At 39.6% G+C, this 20,311-nt stretch carries 24 protein-coding genes and 2 riboswitches; of the genes, 5 read left to right on the forward strand and 19 right to left on the reverse strand.

Annotated features, from left to right (window positions below; all coding sequences use genetic code 11):
• Positions 1-12: 12 nt before the first annotated feature.
• The 5 genes from ACTJKA_RS12820 to htpX form a co-directional block, all read right to left on the reverse strand.
• On the reverse strand, positions 13-195 hold the full coding sequence (locus ACTJKA_RS12820; RefSeq protein WP_050827210.1) for a hypothetical protein: 183 nt from the start codon (positions 193-195) through the stop codon (positions 13-15).
• The gene (locus ACTJKA_RS12825; protein WP_008346124.1) at positions 188-352 is read right to left on the reverse strand and encodes a hypothetical protein; all 165 of its coding nucleotides are present in this window, start codon (positions 350-352) and stop codon (positions 188-190) included. Before ACTJKA_RS12825 ends, ACTJKA_RS12820 begins: the two co-directional genes overlap by 8 nt.
• A complete protein-coding gene (locus ACTJKA_RS12830; protein WP_017359458.1) occupies positions 349-876 on the reverse strand; it encodes a DUF421 domain-containing protein in 528 nt (175 codons plus the stop codon). The genes ACTJKA_RS12825 and ACTJKA_RS12830 overlap by 4 nt, the downstream gene beginning before the upstream one ends.
• 97 nt (positions 877-973) lie before the next feature.
• The gene (locus ACTJKA_RS12835) at positions 974-2,320 is read right to left on the reverse strand and encodes a TrkH family potassium uptake protein (protein WP_007498761.1); all 1,347 of its coding nucleotides are present in this window, start codon (positions 2,318-2,320) and stop codon (positions 974-976) included.
• A gap of 143 nt (positions 2,321-2,463) precedes the next feature.
• Positions 2,464-3,363 carry a protease HtpX gene (gene htpX, locus ACTJKA_RS12840; RefSeq protein ID WP_007498762.1) on the reverse strand — a complete coding sequence of 300 codons (900 nt, stop codon included), beginning with the start codon at positions 3,361-3,363 and terminating at the stop codon, positions 2,464-2,466.
• 279 nt (positions 3,364-3,642) lie between these two features.
• Here htpX and ACTJKA_RS12845 point away from each other — a divergent pair, with 279 nt between their 5' ends.
• Both ACTJKA_RS12845 and ACTJKA_RS12850 read left to right on the forward strand, forming a co-directional pair.
• On the forward strand, positions 3,643-4,359 hold the full coding sequence (locus tag ACTJKA_RS12845) for a DUF1836 domain-containing protein (RefSeq protein ID WP_035700520.1): 717 nt from the start codon (positions 3,643-3,645) through the stop codon (positions 4,357-4,359).
• Between the two features lie 124 nt (positions 4,360-4,483).
• Positions 4,484-4,678 (forward strand): alpha/beta-type small acid-soluble spore protein, encoded by a 195-nt coding sequence (locus ACTJKA_RS12850; protein WP_008346135.1) that lies wholly within the window; start codon positions 4,484-4,486, stop codon positions 4,676-4,678.
• Between the two features lie 39 nt (positions 4,679-4,717).
• On the opposite strand, the gene ACTJKA_RS12855 is transcribed toward ACTJKA_RS12850, so the two are convergent.
• From ACTJKA_RS12855 to ACTJKA_RS12870, 4 genes are all read right to left on the reverse strand, one after another.
• A complete protein-coding gene (locus tag ACTJKA_RS12855) occupies positions 4,718-5,911 on the reverse strand; it encodes an anti-sigma factor domain-containing protein (protein ID WP_212338802.1) in 1,194 nt (397 codons plus the stop codon).
• On the reverse strand, positions 5,908-6,663 hold the full coding sequence (gene sigI, locus ACTJKA_RS12860; protein WP_212338801.1) for an RNA polymerase sigma factor SigI: 756 nt from the start codon (positions 6,661-6,663) through the stop codon (positions 5,908-5,910). The genes ACTJKA_RS12855 and sigI overlap by 4 nt, the downstream gene beginning before the upstream one ends.
• Before the next feature lie 215 nt (positions 6,664-6,878).
• The gene (locus ACTJKA_RS12865) at positions 6,879-7,670 is read right to left on the reverse strand and encodes a TerC family protein (RefSeq protein WP_046527615.1); all 792 of its coding nucleotides are present in this window, start codon (positions 7,668-7,670) and stop codon (positions 6,879-6,881) included.
• 95 nt (positions 7,671-7,765) lie between these two features.
• Positions 7,766-7,876, reverse strand: a riboswitch (yybP-ykoY riboswitch).
• 78 nt (positions 7,877-7,954) lie between these two features.
• The gene (locus ACTJKA_RS12870) at positions 7,955-8,569 is read right to left on the reverse strand and encodes a DedA family protein (protein ID WP_007498772.1); all 615 of its coding nucleotides are present in this window, start codon (positions 8,567-8,569) and stop codon (positions 7,955-7,957) included.
• Between the two features lie 248 nt (positions 8,570-8,817).
• On the opposite strand from ACTJKA_RS12870, the gene ACTJKA_RS12875 reads away from it, so the two are divergent.
• Positions 8,818-11,241, forward strand: coding sequence for a bifunctional diguanylate cyclase/phosphodiesterase (locus ACTJKA_RS12875; RefSeq protein WP_008346144.1), 2,424 nt, complete (start codon positions 8,818-8,820; stop codon positions 11,239-11,241).
• A gap of 234 nt (positions 11,242-11,475) precedes the next feature.
• On the opposite strand, the gene ACTJKA_RS12880 is transcribed toward ACTJKA_RS12875, so the two are convergent.
• From ACTJKA_RS12880 to ACTJKA_RS12890, 3 genes are all read right to left on the reverse strand, one after another.
• A complete protein-coding gene (locus tag ACTJKA_RS12880) occupies positions 11,476-11,940 on the reverse strand; it encodes a MarR family winged helix-turn-helix transcriptional regulator (RefSeq protein WP_088004396.1) in 465 nt (154 codons plus the stop codon).
• Positions 11,941-12,297: 357 nt separating this feature from the next.
• Positions 12,298-12,462, reverse strand: coding sequence for a hypothetical protein (locus tag ACTJKA_RS12885; protein ID WP_008346148.1), 165 nt, complete (start codon positions 12,460-12,462; stop codon positions 12,298-12,300).
• A gap of 38 nt (positions 12,463-12,500) precedes the next feature.
• The gene (locus ACTJKA_RS12890) at positions 12,501-12,656 is read right to left on the reverse strand and encodes a hypothetical protein (RefSeq protein ID WP_008346151.1); all 156 of its coding nucleotides are present in this window, start codon (positions 12,654-12,656) and stop codon (positions 12,501-12,503) included.
• 191 nt (positions 12,657-12,847) lie between these two features.
• Here ACTJKA_RS12890 and ACTJKA_RS12895 point away from each other — a divergent pair, with 191 nt between their 5' ends.
• The gene (locus ACTJKA_RS12895; protein WP_008361347.1) at positions 12,848-13,177 is read left to right on the forward strand and encodes a MerR family transcriptional regulator; all 330 of its coding nucleotides are present in this window, start codon (positions 12,848-12,850) and stop codon (positions 13,175-13,177) included.
• 257 nt (positions 13,178-13,434) lie between these two features.
• Here ACTJKA_RS12895 and ACTJKA_RS12900 read toward each other — a convergent pair whose 3' ends face one another.
• On the reverse strand, positions 13,435-13,797 hold the full coding sequence (locus ACTJKA_RS12900; RefSeq protein WP_144740358.1) for a cupin domain-containing protein: 363 nt from the start codon (positions 13,795-13,797) through the stop codon (positions 13,435-13,437).
• 205 nt (positions 13,798-14,002) lie between these two features.
• On the opposite strand from ACTJKA_RS12900, the gene ACTJKA_RS12905 reads away from it, so the two are divergent.
• A complete protein-coding gene (locus tag ACTJKA_RS12905; protein ID WP_019743439.1) occupies positions 14,003-14,866 on the forward strand; it encodes a LysR family transcriptional regulator in 864 nt (287 codons plus the stop codon).
• Between the two features lie 144 nt (positions 14,867-15,010).
• Here ACTJKA_RS12905 and ACTJKA_RS12910 read toward each other — a convergent pair whose 3' ends face one another.
• The 6 genes from ACTJKA_RS12910 to ACTJKA_RS12935 form a co-directional block, all read right to left on the reverse strand.
• Positions 15,011-15,409 (reverse strand): hypothetical protein, encoded by a 399-nt coding sequence (locus ACTJKA_RS12910; protein WP_017367106.1) that lies wholly within the window; start codon positions 15,407-15,409, stop codon positions 15,011-15,013.
• Between the two features lie 101 nt (positions 15,410-15,510).
• Positions 15,511-16,869 (reverse strand): magnesium transporter, encoded by a 1,359-nt coding sequence (gene mgtE / locus ACTJKA_RS12915; RefSeq protein WP_007498785.1) that lies wholly within the window; start codon positions 16,867-16,869, stop codon positions 15,511-15,513.
• Positions 16,870-17,076: 207 nt separating this feature from the next.
• A riboswitch (M-box (ykoK) riboswitch) is annotated at positions 17,077-17,240 on the reverse strand.
• A 131-nt stretch (positions 17,241-17,371) separates the two neighbouring features.
• A complete protein-coding gene (locus ACTJKA_RS12920; protein ID WP_008346168.1) occupies positions 17,372-17,515 on the reverse strand; it encodes a hypothetical protein in 144 nt (47 codons plus the stop codon).
• 76 nt (positions 17,516-17,591) lie between these two features.
• Complete coding sequence (locus ACTJKA_RS12925; RefSeq protein WP_008346169.1) at positions 17,592-18,110, reverse strand: PepSY domain-containing protein; 519 nt, start codon at positions 18,108-18,110, stop codon at positions 17,592-17,594.
• A gap of 93 nt (positions 18,111-18,203) precedes the next feature.
• Complete coding sequence (locus tag ACTJKA_RS12930) at positions 18,204-18,893, reverse strand: PepSY domain-containing protein (protein WP_035700505.1); 690 nt, start codon at positions 18,891-18,893, stop codon at positions 18,204-18,206.
• Between the two features lie 66 nt (positions 18,894-18,959).
• Entirely contained in the window at positions 18,960-20,309 is a 1,350-nt protein-coding gene (locus ACTJKA_RS12935) for a sensor histidine kinase (protein WP_035700503.1), read from the reverse strand.
• Positions 20,310-20,311 lie beyond the last annotated feature (2 nt).

The following is a 20,311-nucleotide window of genomic DNA, read 5'->3' on the forward strand; positions in this document are numbered from 1 at the left end:
TTTTTTTTCTATTTATTTTTTGTTTTTCTGTTCAGTATGACATTCATCGTTTTTTTTAGGATTCATTAAGGTATCAATCCATTTACTGCTGTTTATATCTCCCAGCTCGCTGCCAAATTCCTCTTCCAAGATATCGGGGTTCATCGGTTTTTTATGGTCTTTCATATCTTTACTTTTCACATGTTTTTTAGTCACGAGATGCTCCCCCCTGTTTACCTTGATGAGAATTTCGGTTCGCCTGGCGGTCTTCTGATTGCTCGTCAAATTGTGTTTGTCCTTGATCGTGTGCCATGCTTTCTGTAGGCGTCATATTATTCGTGAGTGCTTCATTTTTTGCTGTTTTTCTTTTCATTTGTCATCATTCCTTTTTAACATGTTTAGTTCTTCGCTCAATTGATCAAACAGCTCTTTCATTTGTTTGACTGTCACTGGTTTTTCCTCAGGCTTTAACTCATATCCAATTTGCCCATTCGCTTCTAGCGTTGCTTTTTTGAGACTGCTGATGTCTGTGATGCCCTGCTGCTTTAAGCGCATTTTGAATTGGTCCCTTGTCAGACGCGTTTTTTTTAGCTTGTGATCAAGCATTTCTCCATCCTCTAAAATCACCACAGACTTCCCTGAAACCAATTTTTCAAAAAAATCAAATTGGATCGACAGCTTTTCCATAATCACAAGCGCCACAATAAAAATGGCGGCCGCATAAATGGTTTCAAGTAAATTATGCTCAATAAAGGGTTGGATAATAATCGATCCAATTGAAATCATGATGACTGTCTGTTGAACCGTTAATTGACTAATGGATTTAGGCCCTGCTATTCTCAGCAGCAAAGTACCAACGAGCAGCATTACAATTGCTTTCCATAACACATCCAGCACGTCTCTTTCACCTCTTACCTATAGATTGCGAACAACCTTTGTGATTTAGCCAGTTATATAATGGAAATAAAAAACCAGCATTCAGTAGGAATGCTGGTTAGCCGATGATCACACGCTCTTTCGGATAATGATAATTCGCTTCACTTTCCCGGCGGCCAATTAAATACAAGAAGCTTGGAATTCCAATCCGTCCTATAAACATGACGACCATAATAATACACTTACCAAATACGGACAAGTCAGACGTAATTCCGAGCGACAGTCCTGTTGTTCCGAAGGCAGAACAAACTTCAAATAAAGTTTCAAGAAGTGTATGATGGTCTGATAAAGTTAACAGAAACGTAGCACCAAACACTAAAATAAAGGCCATCATCGTCACCATGAGGGATTTATTAATGTCCGCTTGATGAAGCTCTCTTTTAAAGATTTTAATGGACTTATTTCCTCTCGCAAAATGAAACAAAGCAAGTAAATTAAGGGCAAACGTGGTTGTCCGAATTCCGCCCCCTACCGAGCTTGGAGATGCCCCGATAAACATCAGCAAACATAAAAATAACAGTGTCGGCTCTGTCAATTGCGTAATATCTAATGTCGAAAGCCCGCCACTTCTAGTAGCTGTTGATTGAAACAAAGAATAAAACAAGATTTCATGCCAGCTCTTCCCTAGAAAAGTAAACCGGGCTTCAAGTGCATAAATCCCAATTGCCCCAACGACAACAAGAAGGCCAAACGTGATCGTTGTAATTTTCGTAAACAATGAAAACGATGCATGTTTTCGGTCTTGATTGAATAAATAATCCTTTACTTCGACAAGTACCGGAAAGCCAATAGCGCCAAAAATGATGAGCAGCATCGTGATAAATTGGACGAAATAGTCATCTTTATAAGGAATTAACGAATTCCCAGTAATATCAAAGCCTCCATTGGTTGTGGCACTGATACTAGAGAAAAATCCGTGTAAAAAAGCGCCTTGCACATCGTAATACTTAAGAAAATACATACTTAAAATCAGACCGCCTACAAACTCAATCAGTAAGATTAAATATAAGACCTGCTTCATGAGTTTTACAATTCCTGATAAGTTGCTCTGGTTTTGGTCTGCCATAATTAATTTTCTTTCTTTAATGCCGATCCTTTTTCGCATAACCAGCCAGACGAATGTACCAAGGGTCATAATGCCGATACCACCGATTTGCAAAACAAATGCAAGGATCCACATCCCGGTCACACTAAATGTTTGTGATGTATCGACAACAGTCAGACCCGTGACACTGACAGCACTCACAGCTGTAAATAGCGCATCAATAAATGTCCATTTGACTCCTTCTTGGTGAGCCACTGGCAGACTGAGTAGAATGAACGACACGGTCACAGCAAGAAAATAGTAAAGGGCAATCAACTGAAAAGCCGACAGCCGGTCGATTAGTTTTTTCATTGGATTCATGGTTATTCCTTCTTTTATCTTTCTTTTCGAATACTATATCATTTTAATGAAAAGAAAGAAGATTTTAAAGGTATTTTGTGCTTTATTTACTTTTTCATCAAAAAGAAAAAGACATCCTTACGCAGAATGTCTTTTGATCTTTCTTATTTTGCTTCGAGTCTTCTAATTCTTTCGTTTAAATCAGGGTGTGTTGAGAAAAGAGAAGCTTTTCTTTTACCACTGATTTTCAGTGTAGCAACAGCTGTTTGATCATCATCTTTAATTCTTGATGTATACGCCTCTAGTGAACGGAGCGCATGAATCATTTTATCTTTTCCTGCAAGGTCCGCACCGCCGCGGTCTGCATGGAATTCGCGATGTCTAGAGTAAGCAAATACGACAAGGCTTCCTAAGATAGAGAAAATAATTTGGAAGACGATCACAGCGATAAAGTGAACAATCGGCACAAGCTCTTCACGTGGAACGAAACGGCTTGCGATCCATGCCGCAATTCTTGAAAGGAAGACAACAAACGTGTTGACGATTCCTTGAAGTAACGTCATTGTAACCATGTCACCGTTCGCTACGTGAGCGACTTCGTGAGCGATAACCCCTTCAACTGCTGCATCATCCATTTCATGAAGCAATCCAGTTGATACGGCAACAAGCGATCTTCTTTTAGAAGGACCTGTCGCAAATGCATTTACTTCAGATGATTGGTAAATACCGACCTCAGGCATTTTAGAAAGGCCTGCTGCTCTTGATAGTCTGTGAACGCGGTCAACAAGCTGCTGCTCATCATATGTTAAAGAATCCTTTTCTGGATTTAACACACGCACACCCATCATCATTTTTGCCATCCAGCGAGACATCGCTAGTGACATAAACGAGCCTACAAAACCAACAACTGCACTGAATACAAGAAGATAAAGGATATTAAGTCTTCCGTCTGCTCCTATATAAGAACCAACACCAGTTGCTGCACTAATAACCGATAGGACAATACCAATCGTAGTGATAACAAGAATGTTCGTTAATATAAACAGAAATATTCTTTTACCCATACATAACCTCCGCTGTCATATTAAGTTCATTTGAACTTATTAATAAAATTATAAAAATAAACGTCTCAAATTGCAAGGAAAAAGGAATCGTTTTCTATGTTTATCATACTGGCTAAAACCTCGTCATTTCAATGATTACGCTACTTGCATCCGCAAACAAGTGAACAAATTGTGACGCACCGGTCCTATTTTAGTTTATTTTGCATTTTCATTAAAAAGAGATTATGATGTTGAATTAGATCAATAATCACGTTTTTGACGTACAAAATGAGGTGGAACATGGTGACTTTTAAATTAACGAGAATTGACATGACGAGACTTCTGTATTCTCTAAAAGGCGAGGGAGATCTGACTCCGCTTCAGCTTTTGAATTTATCTGTAAAAAGCGATAAGGAACATGAATATGATGAATTAAGAATCCCTTCGTTTTTTGAAAAACTCGAACGGCGGAAGCAAAAATCAGAGCACGGGCTTTCAACGAACGAAATCGTTGAGCTTGGCAACTTGTGTGAACTGACTTCTCTTAAATCGACAGCCATTCAAAACTGGATCAAGCGCGATATTAAAGATATGATCGGCCATCCAGAGCTTGGCAAGAAGTACTCCATTGATCAAGTCGTTATTTTATTAATTGTCCGGGATTTAAAATCAGTATTTGATTTTGATTCTATTCGTACGATCTTATCTGCCTTATTTAATACGATCACAGATCGAACGGATGATATTATCAGCCCCATCCGTTTTTATGAAGCATATGCGCACGTCCTTGATTTTATTTATCACCATACACATTTTCCATTAAAGGAAACAAATTTACGAGAAATGACAGAAGAGCAGACGGACAAACTCCACGAAGAGTTCACAGAATTGACGAAGCCGCAATGGCATTTGATTAAAGGCATTATCAGTTCTACCGTGTTCTCCGTTTTCACTTCTCACTTGCAAAGCACAGCGCAAGAAATGATGTTGAATACGCTTCAGCTGAAAAAGACTTAAAACTGAGCCCGAGGTGACCTTCATCACCTCGGCTTTTTTGTGCAGCAATTGCCAGCATAATTGCAGGCTGTTTTTTTCAAAATAAGAAGGCGCAACAAACATGAGGTGAAAGGAGGAATATGTGATGGCAAATCGAAATCAACTTCTTGTTCCTGGAGTAGAACAAGCTTTAGATCAATTTAAATACGAGATCGCTCAAGAATTTGGCGTGAATCTCGGTTCAGATACAGTCGCACGTTCAAACGGTTCTGTTGGCGGCGAGATGACAAAAAGACTCGTACAGCAGGCGCAATCTCAAATGGGCCATTCAACTAAATAAAGACATGGTGAAATACGCCGGATCTATTCTGGCGTTTTTTTACTGTTCATATGTAGGTTCATCCCGGTTTTCACGGTATGAGGGCGGTGTGTTTTTTCCTTTTTGTTTGACGTCATTTCTGTTACGTTCGCCGTACGGACGATTCTGACCACTGTCGTTTTTTTTTACATGCTTTTCAGTATCACCACGTGATGTGCCGTTTGGATGTTTTTTTTCATTTGGATCAGTCGAGTGATTTTTTTTTTGCTCTTTGTCTTTTTCAAAAGGGCGGTCCTTGTCTTCTTTTCCCTTTTTCTCTTTGTTGTCAAGATTAGGGCTTGTTTGGTGAGGCTTTTGAACAGCTCCTTGCTCTTCCCTCTCAACTTCCTTCTGCTCTTTGTCTTCGCCTTCAGGAGCCTCTTTATCCGGCTGCATCTCATCGCTACCGTCTGTCTTGATGTCTTCTTTTTTGTCTTCGTCTTTTTGATCTTCATCAGCATTTTTCGGCTCTTCTTCTTTGACAGCCTCGTCATCTGCTGGATCTTCATCTTCTTTTTTAACGTCCTCTTGTTCGTTTTCTTGCATTTCTTGATTTCTAATATAAGTTCCTGTTGAAATGCCTGCTTTTTGTGCCTTTTCTCTTGTTTCCAGGTCACCTTCCACAGTTTCCAGCTTATAATTGCGCTTTTGATATTCCCCCGAGATGGTGCTGATTTTACTTTTTACGTTTGTTTTGTATGTATGATCCTGCTTGTTTTCATAAACAGTTGAAATATAAATGCTTTTAGAGTGGTTCACGTATCCTTTTTTATCACAATCATCGATGATTTCCTGTACGACTTTGGTCATGTCGTTTTTTTCTAAATCTTTCATACTGGCCAGTACTTGCTTCGCATCTTTATTCAGCGGAGTGACACCGATCACTTGATAATTGTGATCGAGTTTCAGCTCAAAACTTGGGTTAATGTCAATCGTCATATATGCATATGCTTTTTGACTTGAGAAAGATGGCATCATAGTGAAGATCACGACAATAATTGCTGCAATTGATAGAATTCCTGCATTTAACGGACGTAAACGAAGCAGGTCAAAAAAACCGGCTCTTTTTCTTTCGAGACGTGATTCATTCGGAAACGTCACTTCTTGACCGATTTCATAGTCTTGCTGTTCATACTTTGTCCGCAGAAATTGTCCATCAGGGGTCAGCAGTGTGACATATTTTTTGTTTTTCTCTACTATAATGCCTCTTCTCATGAATTAAGCACCCCTTTAAGGTAATCTTTCAAATACACATAATCACCTGTCATAATGATCGCCATCGCAATAATATATTTTCTATTTCTCTCAATCGTTTTGCGGCTGACTTCCACTAGCTTTTCCAGCTGTTTGACTGGCAATTGTTTTTTCTGAAATAAAATGGTTCTCAGTTCATCGTGCTTAACGAGTGTATGGGCCACTTTAATGGCATTTTGTCTCGCATCCGCATGCTTTGGTGAATGCTCAAGCAGTTCTTGAAACGTAAGACCATATACTTTCAATCGTTCTTTAAAATGTTCAATCTCTTCTCTTCTATGTTCTTGTTCAATTAAACGCCTATATTCATTTGCAGAAAGCTCTGCTTCAATCATGCTTTGCGAGTACTCGCCATTCTCACTTTCTTGAAGGTCCATTTGAACCGTTGGCGCGTTTCTTGCTTCTTTTCGAATATAGTCGATTACTTTTCTTTTAATAATTAACTCCGCAAATGCAAGGAGTGAGTTGCCTTTTTCGGCAGAGTATTTTTCTATCGCTTCATTAAAGGCAATTAAGCCTACGCTGAATTCATCATCTTTTTCATCTATATATCGTTTACAAACGGATGAAACCGTCTTAGCGACAAATGGTTTGTATTGCTCGATTAATGCATTTTGCAGCTCGGTATCACCCTGTTGGATGTTGATTGCCGACTGCTCTAATGTTTGCTTTTTCTTTTCCTTTTTAAACAAAAGGCTAAGCAATGGTTTCACCTCAGTTCTCCCTATATTACTCATTTATGATAGCTAATTTATGAGGGAAGCGCAAAGGAAGAAATGAGGAATTCATTTCCTGTTACTCAATTGTGACATGTATTTCTTTATCTACTTTACAACGTTTCGTTTAAAAGCAAAGAAATAAGGGGGTATCCCCCCCTTTTTTGTAATATACGTGTTATGAAAATGAAATGATATTTCTTTCAAAAAACCTACTCTTCCAGCCGCATCTCTTGTTTTTCCTCGTTTTGCTGGCCGCCTTTTCTTGATGGACTTGATAAAAACCAACCAAATGCTGCAATTGCGAGAAGAACCGTCCAGAAAATGACTTTCCATAATGTTGAATGAATGAAATGAGAGGACACGATCCCAATGGCTGGATGAGAAAGTGTATAGAGCGTCAGCTTCACGCCAACCCATCCGACAATGACAAATGCTGCTGTTTCTAGGCTTGGTCTCGTTTTAAGCAGTTTCACAAATACAGTCGCCGCAAACCTCATGATCACTAGACCAATGATACCGCCCAATAGAATGACAATAAATTGACCGCCATCAAGCCCGCCAATTTGTGGAAGGTTTGTTGCTGGCAGAGTCACAGCTAATGCAACAGCTGCTAAAATAGAATCTACTGCAAATGCAATGTCAGCAAGCTCAACTTTCACGACGGTTGCCCAAAAGCCGCTTTGTTTCATGTTTGTGTCTGCTTCCTTTTTCTTAAATACGTGCGATTTTAAAATATGGTGAATCGAAATATATAGAAGATAAATTGCGCCAATGGCTTGAACTTGCCACACATCTACTAAAAACGAAATAAGAAAAAGAGAACCAAATCGCATGACAAATGCTCCCGCAAGTCCGTAAAACAATGCCTTTTTTCTTTGTTTTTCAGGAAGGTGTTTGACCATCACAGCCATAACCAGCGCATTATCAGCTGCTAAAATCCCTTCTAATCCAATCAATACGAGAAGAACCCACCCGTACTCTAAAATAATTGCTGCATCCATCATCATTCCTCCTTATTTTTTATCTATTGTCCCACAACAGACAAAGGCTTATGAATGCAAAAAAGACCTTTGCCTGTAATGGCAAAGGTCTTGCTAGACATGTGATATGTAAATAATCATGCCAACAAAGCCGATGGAATGAGGTTCCATGTAATGACGACTTTGTTTCCGGTAAAAACCGGACGCTACTCCCCTTTGGTGGGATTAAGAATATTTAGATTACTTATATCATAATCAACAGACCCCGGATTGTCAACAGGTGACTTTTCATCTTCACCCACTGATTAAGCCGTTGGTGTTTCTGTTTTTCTTTTTCTTCGTTTCAGCCACACGTAGAGAACAAACAATAAGAGCATACCAATTCCAATCGGCAATACATATGGTTCTAAAATGGTTCCAACCTCTTGCCAGTTCTCCCCAAGGACAAATCCTAGATACACATATACAAATGTAATTGGCGTAATCGCCAAAAACGTATACAGGCAAAAAACCCACACATTCATCTTCGCAATCCCACACGGAATGGAAATAAGGGTTCTGACCCCTGGAATAAACCGGCCGCTAAACGCAACAAATCCACCATGCTTTTCAAAAAAGGCATCCGATTTATCAAGTGACTCAGGTTTCACAAAGAAATACTTCCCATATTTATTTAAAAAGGGTCTGCCTCCGTAACGCCCTAACCAGTACAAGGTCAAGGGGCCTGCCACACCGCCAATAGAACCGGCAGCCACAACACCGATGAAGGCCATGTCCCCTTTTGAAACCCAGTAACCTGCAAGAGGCAACACCACTTCAGCAGGAACAAATTCAATGCATAATGCAAGAAAGATGCCGAAGTACGACAAATTCTTAAAGGCATCAGCTAATGAAATAATAAAATCTTCGATGTTTATCAATCCCTTTCACACATAATCAGTTTGACAGGCTATGCTTGCAAATCGTACCGTGCCACCTATTAAACGAATAAAAAACCAAAAATGATTCACTTTTCTTCGTTTTTTTACATTAAATTTGATTTTACTATAAAAAATGGTCAAAAAAAATGCTGAATGCCCTTTTTAAGTAAAGGAAAAGTGAACACAGGCGCCACTTGATCCGATATATTAAGTATATGTCTGTTTTTAGATACAGGAGGTTTTCTTACATGACACATTTAACAGGAAGCTACAACGGATGGCTTGTCTTTCTGTCAGTCGCTGTCGCCGCTGTCGCCTCCTACTCAGCTCTTCAATTAGCCAGCCGGGTGATCCAGTCGAGCGGCGCAAAGAAAAGAGTATGGTTGATCATTGGTGCGATGATCATGGGGATGGGAATATGGTCAATGCATTTTATTGGCATGATGGCGTTTCATCTACGCTCTGGTATCACATATGAAACACCCTTACTCATTTTATCGATTTTGACCTCTTTTATCGGTTCTTTCATTGCTTTTTCAATATGTATTCAGCAGCAACTTTCCACAAGACGACTTTTGATTAGTTCGATCACGATGGGCTCAGCTATTTGCAGCATGCACTATCTCGGATTGGAATCAATGGCGAATGTCACCATCAGCTATGACCCTGTTCTCTTTTTTCTTTCGTTTTTTATTGGTGCGCTCGCTTCATTCTTTTCATTACACCTTTTTTTCCGGCTCCATCGCTCTGAGAAAAGGCGGGAGGATCAGCTGTTAAAAATAGCGGGTGCACTGATGATGGGCGGTGCTATTGCGGGCATGCATTACACTGGCATGGCGTCTTCGACGATGTTTTTTCATTCAGATGGTCAGGTCGCTGCGGGTGGTTCTCTTGAAATGTCACCATTCAGCCTGTCCATTTTCATCGGCCTGATGACACTTATCGTCCAATCACTCATGATTTTCGGCGCCTATATTGATCACCGGATTATGTCACAATCAGATCAGCTAAAAGAAAATGAACAGCGGTTCCAATCACTGATCAAACATAATATAGATGGTATTATCGTGTTATCTGTTGATCGAAAAGTGATATCTGCGAATGACCCAGGCAAACACATTTTGAAAATGTGCAATTCCTGGATTGGTGATGATGTGAGTCAATACGTCATGCCGACTGAGATGTGGGAAGACTTTATTTATCAATCAAAAAAAGCAATTACGCGTGAAGCAGAACTGAAAGCAGCAGATCGTTTTTATTATTATCATGTTACATACATACCCGTACACGTCAACCATACACTTGACAGCATTTATCTCGTTTTTAAGGATTTAACCCAGCAGAAGATTGCTGAAAAAGAAATTCATGTGATGGCACATTATGATGCACTAACTGAACTTCCGAACCGTCGTCACGGAATTAATCATTTAAATGATGTTTTATCCGCTCAAGAAGAGACAAAAACGTCAACGGCAGTTCTTTTTCTTGATTTAAATCGGTTTAAAATTATTAATGATGCCCTTGGCCATAACATAGGCGATCTGCTGTTGAAAGCCGCCGCAAACAGACTAACCAAATGTTTGCCTGACAATGGCTTTATTGCAAGAATTGGCGGGGATGAATTTTTAATGATCTTTCCTCACATGGAGCATAACACACATAAAATTGAACAGCTTTTGAAAAACATCATTCGCCAATTTGAACGTCCTTTTTTCATTCAAAACCATCAGCTCATTACATCCATTAGTATTGGAATCGCCATCTCTCCGCAAAACGGAAAGAATGGTATGGAATTGATGAGAAAAGCAGATATGGCCATGTATTTATCAAAGAAACATAAACAAAGCCGCTATGAATTTTTTACTGAATCTATGGAGAGATTGAGTGAGGACAGACTCAATCGCGAGCTGGAGCTACGGGATGCCATTCAAAGAAAGCAGTTTGTGCTTCATTATCAGCCGCAAATCAGCGCCAAAACAAGACAGATGACAGGTGTTGAAGCCCTTTTAAGAATGAAAGCACCAGACGGTTCTCTAAAATCACCCGAGGCTTTCATTGAACTTGCTGAAGAATCCGGCCTGATCATCGATATTGGAAGGTGGGTCATTGACACGGCATGTCAGCAGGCAAAATTGTGGTATGACAAGCAATTGAAAATTCCTGTAGCGGTCAATTTATCTGCTAAGCAGTTTAACTCTGAAGACTTAATTGATTTGATTAAACTAACGCTAAAAAAATACGACCTTCAACCATCACTTCTTGAGCTTGAAGTGACAGAAAGCATGACAATGGACAACATCAAGCAGTCAAAACAGGTACTGACATCTCTAAAACAACTTGGCGTCCGTATTAGTATTGATGATTTTGGTACAGGCCACAGCTCTTTAAGCTATTTGAAGGATTTGCCGATTCACCGCCTGAAAATTGATAAATCATTTATCGAGGATATTTTGAGCGATTCAAAGTCTGAGCAAATTACAGGGGCTATTATTGCAATGGGGCACCAGCTATCTCTAGAAGTCATTGCCGAAGGTGTTGAAACTTTTGCACAAGCACAACTTTTATCTGCGCAGGGCTGTGACGATCTACAAGGCTTTTATTATGCCAAGCCGCTTCCAGCTAGTGATATTGAAAAATTTATCGCCTATCCTGCTCATCAGCTGGATACATAAAAAAGGTGCCAACCATGGCACCTTTCAGCGTGTAGACAAACCCTCGCATTCTTTGTCAGTCCTGCGTGCTGGTGCTCACGAATGACAAATTCGCTCCGCGCCAGTACTCGTCCTTCCTAGACTGCAAAGGTTTTCTATCACGCTGGGCTGAAAAGAAGACAAAGGGCTAAAATCAAGTTCATTTTAGCCCTTTGTCAACAATCTAAAAGGTGCCAACCATGGCACCTTTTCGTTTTATCTAAATAACAAATGCTGACTGTGAATACCTGCTTTTTTCAGCAGACTAATTAATTGCTCCTGTTCTTCACGCGAAAGACCAGAAAACGCCCGCGCAATTCGAAGAGAATGGATTGGATAAATTTTATCCAGATAACTGCGCCCTTTATCCGTTAAATGGGCATAAACTGACCGCTTATCCTTTGGGTCCTGTTCTCTTTCAATGAAACCATTTCGTTCTAACTTGTCAATTACGTACGTCACATTCCCGCTGACAAGCAGGAGTCTTGAGCCGATTTGCTGAAGTTTTTGAGCACCTCTCGTATACAGTAATTCGAGAACGGCAAATTCAGTTGGATTGAATCCATGCTCCTTGCTGTCTCTAATACTGTGTTCGGAAACGCTTTTAAATGCCCTTGCAAAAACTTTGTAAAGCGTCATTGAACGTTCTACTTCTTCTTCATTAAACGATAGTCTCATCACATATCTACCTCTTATAATATTTTTTTAACTTCAAGGCTTTCTTGCGGTGCAGTTGGAGCCTTTCGTAAAAAATAGAAGTACGTTTTTGAAAACCCTTTCAACCACATAAGTGACTCCATTCGTGTTATGTATAAGATTTCGATATAAACTTTTAAAATCCTTCTTATTTTTCACAATCATCTCGAAAAAAAGCTTTTCCAGCAAACCATCATGTTACGACAAATTTTAACATAATCTGTAAAGGCTCAATATTTTCTTACATTTGATTCGTCAAATTTCTACAAAATTCAATATTGCTATAATATTAAACACACAAAAAAAGAACCCTTCATGTGACAACGCACATGATAAGGGATGTTAAAGATAGCGATCGGTTTTGTTGAAAAAGAAATGATACTCTTTTTTTAAGTCACTAATTGTCATGTTCTTGGTCATATCAGGGCTATACACCCCAAGTGAGCAAAGCTGCTTCGTATAATAATGTCTTTCTTTCGCTAAAGCTTCTTTTAATATACGCCGCACGACATCTCCCCTCCTATCAATGGATATGGATCGGGTGCTTATGAGGACTTTTTATACAAATCATTTTGTACGGCTCTAAGAAGAGCATGTGCATTCTGACCCGCAGCCTGCATGAACTGCTCCAGCAGTTCATCCCTCTTCACATCTAATGCGATGATTTCTTTTGCCATACGGATGATCTGTGTTTTCTCCATCAAGTGCGCCTCCTCCTCATTTTTTCTTTTTCTTATCATATGTTCACGTGATATGATTTGCACTTTATATGTCAATTTTCCTTCCATTGTTTTTTGTTTTTTCATTTTTGTGTTATATTATCTAACAAACGTTAGGTTTTTTTACTGACTGTTCGATATAATATGAAGAAAAGACTTGCAGGGGTGAGGGTATGACGCAGGAAGATGTATCTTATAAAGATAAAAAAGTCATTTCAATCGGGATTGTCAGTGAATTAACAGGACTTTCCGTCAGGCAAATCCGATATTATGAGGAACGGAAACTCATCTACCCCCAGCGCTCAACAAGAGGCACACGGAAATATTCTTTTTCTGATGTAGAACGTTTAATGGATATCGCCAATAAACGGGAAGATGGTGTGCAGACAGCGGAAATTTTAAAAGACATGAAGAAAAAAGAACAGGCATTAAAAAGTGGTCAATTTAAGAAAAAAATGCTGGAAGGACAGATCAACGCGCACTTCCGGTACAAAAATCGATGAACTAAATAACAATCGCTTACTCAGCAAAATAGACTTAGCATCTGATCGCCCTGAATATGAAACGATGAAAGCACAAACTGACCCAAAGACTGATTCTTGCTGAAGAGTTTATTTCAGGTAGTGAAAGCAAATGCGTTACAGCTCATCTGAATCATTGAAGCAGCAAAACGAGGCAGCAATTGCAGCCTCGTTATTAGCTAAAACAACCATTCAACTATTTATCACCTAAGATACTTGATCTTTAACGATTTAGTTTTTCAAATTTGTTCAGGAATTGAAACAGTTCGTTCATTGAGCACATTCCCCGTGTTTAGCGTCGTTTTGGGTTCAATTAAGAGCAAGTGAACTTCTTCTTCAGCAATTGGCTCATGTTCAACTCCTTTTGGAATCACAAGAAATTCTCCTTCATTAAGCGTTATTTCCCTATCCCTAAAACGGATGACTAGATTGCCTTTCCACACAAAGAACATTTCATCCTCATCATCATGGTGATGCCAAATGAATTCACCCTTAATTTTCACCATTTTCATGTATGAGTCGTTCAACTCTCCACTTATTCTAGGATTCCAATAATCATTTATTTGCGAAAATTTTTCTTCGATATTTACCTTTGAAATCAATCGATTCCCCTCCTTATTAAATGGAAACGTCTGTTTTAATTGCCACAGCTAAAAAATTCTCATTTTCTCCTCTCGATCAAATAAAAGGGACGCAATGAGCATCAACCTCTTCTATCATTCAGTTTACATACTTCATTGGATCACGTAAAATCAAAAAATAGCATATAGATCATCTCAATTTGTGATGCAAAAAAGGAGAGTTAGTTTGGATATTAAATCTTTGGAAGTATTTAAAGCCGTTGCCATTGAACAAAGCATCACAAAAGCTGCTCAAAAATTAAATTATGTGCAGTCCAATGTCACCGCAAGAATCCAACGTCTTGAACAAGAGTTAGGTGTACCTCTTCTCTATCGATATCATAAGAAAATATCTTTAACGCCTGCAGGACGTGAATTGCTTCCCTATGTAAATAAATTACTATACGATTACGAAGAAGCGATAGAAGCAGTAAAGCTTTCCTCTACTCCGCGGGGATCTTTACACATTGGATCTATAGAGTCCACCGCATCTACAAGATTGCCCAGCATTTTCACAGAATATCACAAAAAATTTCCACAAGTAGAATTGAGCTTGTATATGGCACCTACAGTCGATCAAGTTAGCGCTATCCTCAACTACAAAGTAGACGGCGCCTTGGTAGATGGGCCAATTCTTCATCCAGAAATCATCGAGTATCCTGTATTGGAAGAATCCCTCGTTCTCATTACAAGCTACTCCACGGAGCAATTCCAGGTAGAATCTATTTTACATGAGCCGTTGCTCTCGTCATTCGCCCATTGTATTTATTTAGGACGATGGCAAAAGTGGCTAGAGAACAACGGCTATCCTCCTATGAAGGTCATGGAATATGGTACGTTAGAGGGCGTCCTTAAATGTGTTGAAAGCGGGCTGGGAGTGACCGTATTACCAAAATCTATGGTTGAATCTCGGGGACAAGGCAAATTTACCTGTCATCCATTACCAGAACCACATCGAATCGTGCCCACTGTGTTGATCAGGCGACGTGATTCGTACATGACCAGTGCCCTGTCACAATTTATGGAGTTAATGGGCATCACGAATAAGTGATCTGAGACAGATCATTGTTTCATAAATAAGATCATGTGTGATAAAAAAAGAGGATAGATAGAGCGACATTCTTTCAGCTCTTCTATCCTTTTACATCATCTCAACTTATGCCTGACTGATCATAAAGCATATGAACGATTCTTTTTATTTAGATGAAGCGTCAGTTCCTTCAACAACCCCTACAAAGTCAATTCGTACGCCGCCTTTTTCAGGATCTTCTTTCACCCGAAAGGCAAGCGCCTTTTTTTCTCCAGTGTTTGCATCTTTATAATTTGCATGAAAGACGTGGATGCTGGCTTCTTCCATTTGAAAATCTTCATAAGAAAGCGTCTCAATTCCCCATTCCTTTTTCGATTTAAGAATGTCATTTGGGCTTGGGACTGCGCCTTCGACATAGACATTGTCCATTTTTCGTTTATTTCCTTCAGTTATCGCTTCAAGCATATGCTCTGATGCCACCAGTCTTCTGTCTTTCCCCTCGTCTTCTCTTGAACATGCACTTAGCAAAACAATGCACATGAAAATGAATAAAAACTTCTTCATTTTTCTCTCCCACCTTCTCCTTAAAATGTAAAGGATGGAAGCGCTATATGCAATCTTTATTCAAAAAAGACTGTAAAACGTTACATTTTACAGTCTTTTGACTACATCAGTGTATGAAGAAATGCTGTTGCAATTCCAAAATAGATGAGTAAGGATAAAATATCATTCAATGTTGTGATCAGTGGTCCAGATGCAATGGCTGGGTCCACGTTTAATCTGTGTAAAATAATCGGCACGACCGTACCTGCCATTGTCCCAATAATCAGTGTTGCAAGAAGCGAGGAACCAACAACAAAACCTAAAATCATATTGCCCTGCCATACCATGGCAACGACCGTAATAATGATTGAACAAACAATCCCAATATAAATACTTGTTCTCAGCTCTCTGAAAATCAAGCGCATAATGGTTTTTTTCGTTAATTCTTCTTTTGACAATCCTCTAATGACAACCGCTAGAGACTGTGTCCCTGTATTCCCTGTCATACCTGCAATCATCGGCATGAAGAACGCTAAAGCAACGACTTGTTGCAAAGTATCTTCAAAATAATTCAAGATACTGCCTGAAATCAGCCCAATGAATAAGAGCAAAATAAGCCACGGAAGACGTCGGTATGCCGCCACAAATGCCGGTGTGTCGAACGTGATATCTTTACCAGAGGCAGCAAACTTTTCATAGTCTTCTCCTGCCTCTTGAATCACAACATCAATGATATCATCGACTGTCACAATTCCGACTAAGACATTGTTCTCTTCTACAACAGGGATGGCAAGGAAATCATATCGCTCAATGAGCTTTGCGATTTCTTCCTGGTCTTGAAAGGCACCAACGGCAATGACTCTTGTAAACATAAGATCCTGCACTTTTTCATCTGGCTCACCTAAAATAAGATCCCTGTATGAGAGTACCCCTACAAGCTGTTTTTGATCATTTATGACATATAAGTAGTTGATCGATTCGGCAATTTCAGCAAAGCTTTTCAGCTTCACCACGGCATCTTGAACCGTATAATGCTGCGGAATCCAAACGTACCGGTTGGTCATGATCCGGCCTGCTGTCTCAGCAGGATAATTCATGAGAAGCTGGACGGCTTTGGATTCCTCTGCCTCCATGTTAGATAAAAGCTGATCCTTCAGCTCATCCTCCATCTCATCAAACAAGTTGGCAAGGTCATCGTTATCCATTTTGTTTGTGACGAAGGTGGCTTTGTCTTTCCCTACTTTTTCAAGAACAATCTCTTGATATTCCCGCTCCAGTTCACCCATCATTTCCGTCACGTCATCGACTGTTAAAAAGCTGAGAAAGCGGCCGCGATGTTTTTCTGGAAGCTCCTTGAATAAGTAGGCCATATCATAAGGCTGCAGTTCTTCCATAATGTTTTTAAATTCTTTACGTTTTCCATCTCTTAGTAAAATAATGATGCGTAAAATGAGTTCATCGTACGTAATGTTCTGTATCATCGCTGTTACCTCCCCAAAATCAGGAGATACCCGAATCCCTTAGATTGTGCGGGGGTCAGGATCTCCTCTATCTGATGTGTCAATCTGATCTTTTGACATACTCTCTATGTGTCTCGAATCGGGATGATCCATCCCCACACCTCCTTTTCTCATAAAAAAGCACCTTCAACCGAATGAAGGCGCTTTGTAAGCATGACAAATAAACACTTGCTCCTTCAATCGTAGAGCTTTAGCACTGTATGGCATAGGATTCATCCAGCTGCATTAAAAATCACCTTATGTCGATGATTCCTGTTGACCCATTGGCGTCTTTGGACATTTTTGGGCAGCAGCGTATCTCCATACAGGAGCCTCACCTAACGAAGTCTCATATTGTTGACACACTGAGATTACAGAAAAAGCGCAATGATGTCAATAAGCAAGATGCCAAGTTTCCTGATGTATTCGCTTACTTTTCAAAAAAAGAGCGATAGACAAGTTGACCATCGCCCTTTCATGTCTTTTATTCCTCTTCTGGCTGATTCATATCCTCTTGGGAGAGGAGATGAAAGGAATCATGCAAAAACAAAGCATATCCTTCTCCATCAGGATGGGGAACATATTCCGCACGATCCATCGTCTGTTCTTCTTCTTTTTTCTTCATCATATTCTCTCGCCTCCTTTCCAGTAGTTTGTCCCAATGAAAAAACCTTACACATAAAAGTGTAAGGTTCATTTACAGCTTAATCGTCCCATTCTTGCTTGAGGATTTTGCCTGTTTTAGCGGAAATCTCAAAATCAACTTCTTCGCCGCTTGGTGTCGTAATTTCGATTTCATACAAGTACACACCATTTTCTTTATCTAATTCTGAATCTGTGACTGTTCCTTTTACTTTTGCAAGGGCAATTTGTTCAGCCTGTTTTTTGGTGATTTTTACATTTTGTTTCTTTTCTTTGACTGGATCATTGAGCGCTTTGCCTGTTTTGGCATCGACATATACTTTATATTCAAAGCCGCCTTTTTTAATCTCGACCTCATATACCCATTTTCCTTTTTTACGCTCAAGATCTACATCATCTACATAGCCTTTCACAACTTTTAATGCTGCTTTTTCAGCCTGTTTCTTTGAGACAAATGAAGATTTCTTTTGCACCACTTGTTCGGCATTTGCCGTTTGATTGGTATTTTGCGCTTGAAGGGTGAAACCACCTGCGACAAGGGCTCCTGTGAATGCTGTAGCTACTAGTACTTTTTTTATCATGTTTAACTCCTCCTCTGTTTGATTTCTCCTTTATCTTAAAAAAACAAGATGATAAAGGAAGGAAAGGAACATGAGAAAATTATGAGAAAATGATTAGTTTTCGTACGTAATCCCTTCAATATCTCCTGTATAGGCATTCACTAATACCTCTGCCTCTCTTCCATCCGGCAAATCGAGCTCTACCTCAAACACGAGCATTCCGCTAAAAGTTTCAAGATCTGCATCATCCACTGTGCCGCCCACTTCTTTTACGGCAATCTGAATGGCTTCTTCTACTGTTATTTTTGTCAGCTTCTTTTCTTTAGAGGTTGGCTTTTTCTTTTCTGCTTCAATCACCTTGAACGTGTCTTTCTCAACATCCACTTGATACAGTTCTTTTTTTGATTGAATCGTAAAGATAAAGCGATCCGATTTTTCTTTCTTTTGAATCACGGTACCCTTCACTTTTTTCACTGCCACTTCTTCTGCTTGGAGTTCGGCATTTTTCTCATTTGGTTTTTGATAGCTCTTTAACTGTTTCATCTCTTTCATTTGACCGCTTGAGGAAGATGCAATGATTTGATAGATGCCATTTGAATTTTCAAGCGTCAATGTATAGTCCTGTTTATGATTGATCAGCTCAATATTTGTGATGTTTCCATTGTAGTCTTTTGCGATGATTTTTTTAATGTCTGCTTCGCTTAATATTTTTTGGTCAATGGTTTGAATCATGAGCATTGCAAAGGCCACAAGAATGAAAAGACACCCTGCGAGCGTAAGCAGCATTTTCATTTTTTTAGACATGCAGCGCCTCCTTCCTATTTCCTATTTTATAAGGAGGAAATGAGAAATTGATGAGAAAAGACCTACTTATTTCTGAAAAAGAATGGTCATCACGGTTCCTTCACCGATACGGCTGTCTACCTTTAGCTCAGCCCCATGCTCTTCAGCAATTTGCTTCGCAATTGACAGGCCAAGCCCAGTTCCGCCCGTCTCACTGTTTCTCGCTTCATCCACACGGAAAAAGCGGTCAAAGATTTTCGGCAGATCCTCTTCTTTTATGCCAATTCCTTTGTCAACAACCGAAATAAACGGTTTCTCTCCTGATCGTCCGCAGTTCACATCAACTGGCTCTGCACTATATTTAACCGCATTATCAATCAAGATGGTCAAAAGCTGTTTGATCTTCTCTTCGTCTGCTTCAGCAATCACAGGCTGATCTGTTTGTACATGAGTAAGGATGGTTCGATTGGTTGCCACTTCAAGTGTATGGCCGACTTGGCTGCACAATTGACCAAGATCAACCGGCTTCATGTCCAAGTAAAGCGGTTGCCCATTTTTCGCCAGTGTGAGTAGTTGATCTGTCAGCCTTTTCATTTTTTTCGCCTCATCATGAATGGCTTGAGAGGATTCTTCTACGACCTCTGGCCGGCTTTGCCCCCAGCGTTTTAGTAAATTGCTATAGCTCATGATGACGGTAATGGGTGTTTTCAATTCATGAGAAGCATCGTGTAAAAATTGCTGCTCTTTTTCATAATGTTTCTCGAGAATTTCAGCCATTTCATTAAAGGTTTGACCCATTTGATACAGTTCATCCTTTGAATCGCCTGTTAATTCAATTCGTTTAAATGCCTTTTCTCTCATACTTGCTTTCATCGTATTGGTCATTCTACTAATTGGGCGGACAATTTGTTTCGTTAAAATGTGGCCTGCAAAATAAGAAAGCACAATAAACAAAACGCCAGTAGTGATTAAAATCATTTTTAATAACGCCAAGTTCTCTTCTGTATTTTCAATTTCTTCATATACTTGCAGCGACACAATGTCCCCATTTGTCCAAATGACAGGGATAGCCGCAAACGCAATCAACTGCTTATTGTATTCTTGAATTTCTGCTGTCTGACCAGATTCGTATGTAAAAGGAAGTGAGCTAAACGTAGATTCCTTCGTGACGGTCAGCTTTGATTCACCTTTCTCTGTGACGACACGGATCATACCATTTTGAGGCAGATACGCTTTCAGAAGCTCTGAAGATGGAAGGCCCTCTTCTTCTGACTTCTTTAGTGCAATCGCAATATTTTCAGCTACTTCCGACAGTCTGGACATATCTTTTTGCGTCAAGGTCATCGAAAAAATAAAATAAATCGCTGTATGAAACAGCAGCACCATTAAAAACAAGGACAACGATGTATAAAGCTGGATCTTATTTTTTAATCTCATGC

It is taken from the genome of Bacillus sp. 22190 (assembly GCF_052045575.1).
Lineage (GTDB): Bacteria > Bacillota > Bacilli > Bacillales > Bacillaceae > Bacillus > Bacillus altitudinis.

Bases quoted from the DNA above. Each gene is read 5' to 3' on its own strand.
- ACTJKA_RS12825 (WP_008346124.1), bottom strand. From the start codon at position 352: ATGAAAAGAAAAACAGCAAAAAATGAAGCACTCACGAATAATATGACG.
- ACTJKA_RS12865 (WP_046527615.1), bottom strand. From the start codon at position 7,670: ATGGATGCAGCAATTATTTTAGAGTACGGGTGGGTTCTTCTCGTATTG.
- ACTJKA_RS12910 (WP_017367106.1), bottom strand. From the start codon at position 15,409: ATGAAGAAGTTTTTATTCATTTTCATGTGCATTGTTTTGCTAAGTGCA.
- ACTJKA_RS12890 (WP_008346151.1), bottom strand. From the start codon at position 12,656: ATGGAGAAAACACAGATCATCCGTATGGCAAAAGAAATCATCGCATTA.
- ACTJKA_RS12875 (WP_008346144.1), top strand. From the start codon at position 8,818: ATGACACATTTAACAGGAAGCTACAACGGATGGCTTGTCTTTCTGTCA.
- ACTJKA_RS12935 (WP_035700503.1), bottom strand. From the start codon at position 20,309: ATGAGATTAAAAAATAAGATCCAGCTTTATACATCGTTGTCCTTGTTT.
- htpX (WP_007498762.1), bottom strand. From the start codon at position 3,363: ATGGGTAAAAGAATATTTCTGTTTATATTAACGAACATTCTTGTTATC.
- ACTJKA_RS12835 (WP_007498761.1), bottom strand. From the start codon at position 2,320: ATGAATCCAATGAAAAAACTAATCGACCGGCTGTCGGCTTTTCAGTTG.
- ACTJKA_RS12920 (WP_008346168.1), bottom strand. From the start codon at position 17,515: ATGATGAAGAAAAAAGAAGAAGAACAGACGATGGATCGTGCGGAATAT.
- ACTJKA_RS12855 (WP_212338802.1), bottom strand. From the start codon at position 5,911: ATGAGAAGAGGCATTATAGTAGAGAAAAACAAAAAATATGTCACACTG.
- ACTJKA_RS12845 (WP_035700520.1), top strand. From the start codon at position 3,643: ATGGTGACTTTTAAATTAACGAGAATTGACATGACGAGACTTCTGTAT.
- ACTJKA_RS12930 (WP_035700505.1), bottom strand. From the start codon at position 18,893: ATGTCTAAAAAAATGAAAATGCTGCTTACGCTCGCAGGGTGTCTTTTC.
- ACTJKA_RS12850 (WP_008346135.1), top strand. From the start codon at position 4,484: ATGGCAAATCGAAATCAACTTCTTGTTCCTGGAGTAGAACAAGCTTTA.
- mgtE (WP_007498785.1), bottom strand. From the start codon at position 16,869: ATGATACAGAACATTACGTACGATGAACTCATTTTACGCATCATTATT.
- ACTJKA_RS12895 (WP_008361347.1), top strand. From the start codon at position 12,848: ATGACGCAGGAAGATGTATCTTATAAAGATAAAAAAGTCATTTCAATC.
- ACTJKA_RS12925 (WP_008346169.1), bottom strand. From the start codon at position 18,110: ATGATAAAAAAAGTACTAGTAGCTACAGCATTCACAGGAGCCCTTGTC.